This window comes from Vallicoccus soli (assembly GCF_003594885.1).
Lineage (GTDB): Bacteria > Actinomycetota > Actinomycetes > Motilibacterales > Motilibacteraceae > Vallicoccus > Vallicoccus soli.
The window spans coordinates 1-3565 of record NZ_QZEZ01000016.1; the positions used below are offsets into that span (position 1 = coordinate 1).

General features: G+C 59.6%; 1 rRNA gene. It reads right to left on the reverse strand.

Annotated features, from left to right (window positions below):
• Positions 1-25 precede the first annotated feature (25 nt).
• Positions 26-3142: ribosomal RNA gene (locus D5H78_RS18990) — 23S ribosomal RNA — on the reverse strand.
• Positions 3143-3565: the final 423 nt, after the last annotated feature.

Below are 3565 nucleotides of genomic sequence, written 5' to 3' on the forward strand. Positions count from 1 at the left end.
GTGGGTTGGTCGTCGTGGTGCGGGTTGTGTCAAGTCCTCGGCCTATTAGTACCGGTCAGCTCCACACCTTACGGCGCTTCCACCTCCGGCCTATCAACCCAGTCGTCTAGCTGGGGGCCTTAACCCACAAAGGGGTGGGAGACCTCATCTCGAAGCGAGCTTCCCGCTTAGATGCTTTCAGCGGTTATCCCTTCCGAACGTAGCCAACCAGCCATGCCCTTGGCAGGACAACTGGCACACCAGAGGTTCGTCCGTCCCGGTCCTCTCGTACTAGGGACAGCCCTTCTCAAGTCTCCTGCGCGCGCAGCGGATAGGGACCGAACTGTCTCACGACGTTCTAAACCCAGCTCGCGTACCGCTTTAATGGGCGAACAGCCCAACCCTTGGGACCTACTCCAGCCCCAGGATGCGACGAGCCGACATCGAGGTGCCAAACCTTGCCGTCGATATGGACTCTTGGGCAAGATCAGCCTGTTATCCCCGGGGTACCTTTTATCCGTTGAGCGACGGCGCTTCCACAAGCCACCGCCGGATCACTAGTCCCGACTTTCGTCCCTGCTCGACATGTCTGTCTCACAGTCAAGCTCCCTTGTGCACTTGCACTCGACACCTGATTGCCAACCAGGCTGAGGGAACCTTTGGGCGCCTCCGTTACCCTTTAGGAGGCAACCGCCCCAGTTAAACTACCCACCAGACACTGTCCCTGATCCAGATCATGGACCGAGGTTAGACATCCAGAACGACCAGAGTGGTATTTCAACGACGCCTCCACGAACACTGGCGTGCCCGCTTCACCGGCTCCCACCTATCCTACACAAGCCGTACCGAACACCAATATCAAGCTGTAGTGAAGGTCCCGGGGTCTTTCCGTCCTGCTGCGCGTAACGAGCATCTTTACTCGTAGTGCAATTTCGCCGAGTCCGTGGTTGAGACAGTCGAGAAGTCGTTACGCCATTCGTGCAGGTCGGAACTTACCCGACAAGGAATTTCGCTACCTTAGGATGGTTATAGTTACCACCGCCGTTTACTGGCGCTTAAGTTCTCAGCTTCGCCCCGAAGGACTAACCGGTCCCCTTAACGTTCCAGCACCGGGCAGGCGTCAGTCCGTATACATCGTCTTGCGACTTCGCACGGACCTGTGTTTTTAGTAAACAGTCGCTTCTCGCTGGTCTCTGCGGCCACACCCAGCTCACCCAGCACGTGGGATCACCAGACATGGCCCCCCTTCTCCCGAAGTTACGGGGGCATTTTGCCGAGTTCCTTAACCACGGTTCACTCGATCGCCTCGGTATTCTCTACCTGACCACCTGAGTCGGTTTGGGGTACGGGCCGCCATGACACTCGCTAGAGGCTTTTCTCGGCAGCAGAGGATCACCCACTTCGACCCAACGGTCTCCGCATCAGGTCTCAGCCCCATGTGACCCGGATTTACCTAGATCACGGCCTACACCCTTGCCCCGGGACTACCATCGCCCGGGCTGGACTACCTTCCTGCGTCACCCCATCGCTTGCCTACTACCAGTCCGGGTCCCGCGGCGCCACACCCCCACCCGAAGGCAGAAGCGCTTTGCGGCGGTTAGCATCGCCAGGTTCAGCATGGACGCGTCACAGCGGGTACGGGAATATCAACCCGTTGTCCATCGACTACGCCTGTCGGCCTCGCCTTAGGTCCCGACTTACCCTGGGCGGATTAGCCTGGCCCAGGAACCCTTGGTCATCCGGCGGACGGGTTTCTCACCCGTCTTTCGCTACTCATGCCTGAATTCTCACTCGTGTGGCGTCCACACCTCGATCACTCGGATGCTTCACCCCCCACACGACGCTCCCCTACCCATCCACACCCCTGCACCCAGGACAAGCCCAGGCGAGAGTCACGTGCAGATGCCACAGCTTCGGCGGTGTGCTTGAGCCCCGCTACATTGTCGGCGCGGAATCACTTGACCAGTGAGCTATTACGCACTCTTTCAAGGGTGGCTGCTTCTAAGCCAACCTCCTGGTTGTCTCTGCGACTCCACATCCTTTCCCACTTAGCACACGCTTAGGGGCCTTAGCCGATGGTCTGGGCTGTTTCCCTCTCGACTACGGAGCTTATCCCCCGCAGTCTCACTGCCGCGCTTCACTTACCGGCATTCGGAGTTTGGCTGACTTCAGTAAGCTGGTGAGCCCCCTAGGCCATCCAGTAGCTCTACCTCCGGCAAGAAACACGCGACGCTGCACCTAAATGCATTTCGGGGAGAACCAGCTATCACGGAGTTTGATTGGCCTTTCACCCCTACCCACAGGTCATCCCCCAGGTTTTCAACCCTGGTGGGTTCGGGCCTCCACGCCGTCTTACCGGCGCTTCACCCTGCCCATGGGTAGATCACCCCGCTTCGGGTCTAGGACACGCGACTCCACCGCCCTGTTCGGACTCGCTTTCGCTACGGCTCCCCCACACGGGTTAACCTCGCCACATGCCGCTAACTCTCAGGCTCATTCTTCAAAAGGCACGCCGTCACCCCACCACAAGGGCAAAGCTCCGACGGCTTGTAGGCACACGGTTTCAGGTACTCTTTCACTCCCCTCCCGGGGTACTTTTCACCTTTCCCTCACGGTACTAGTCCGCTATCGGTCACCAGGAAGTATTTAGGCTTAGCGGGTGGTCCCGCCAGATTCACACGAGATTTCACGGGCCCCGTGCTACTCGGGAAATAACGCAAAGGAGTCTTGGATGTTTCGCCTACAGGGGTGTTACCTTCTCCGCCGGCCCGTTCGCAGGACCTTCGACTACACCCAAGATTTCTCACTCCCCGCCAGGCGATGCAGACCCGGCCACGCACTCCCACAACCCCGCCACCGCAACCCCTGCACGGTTGACACGACGACGGTTTAGCCTCATCCGCTTTCGCTCGCCACTACTCACGGAATCACTGTTGTTTTCTCTTCCTGTGGGTACTGAGATGTTTCACTTCCCCACGTTCCCCCGCACCGCCCTATGTGTTCAGGCGGGCGTGACAGGACATGACTCCTGCCGGGTTCCCCCATTCGGACATCCTCGGATCACAGCTCGGTTGACAGCTCCCCGAGGCTTAACGCAGCCTCCCACGTCCTTCATCGGCCCCTGGTGCCAAGGCATCCACCGTGCGCCCTTAACAACTTGACCACAACCCACACCACCACCACCACACCCACCAACACCACCAGCACCACCGACACAACATCGACGGCACCACAGCGCAGCGGCACAACAGCAGCAGCAGCACGGGCCACAGCCACAAAACCCACAACACATCGAACGAACACACGGGCACCACCCCACACCCCCCAAAGGGGCAACAAGGCAGCACCCACGAAACCAGCACTACCCCCCACCACCACCAGACCCCCGCCAACACAAGGCCAGGACCCACCGACGGTGAGGAGAGATTGCTAGATGCTCACGTCCACTGTGCAGTTCTCAACCAACGGACCGGACCACCCCCACCACCACGCCCTCACGGGACAGCAGCAGAAGCCCGGCACAAGCCACCCGCAACCGGGAAGCTCAGGACCCAACAGCGTGCCACACGAACCCCCCACCACCAGC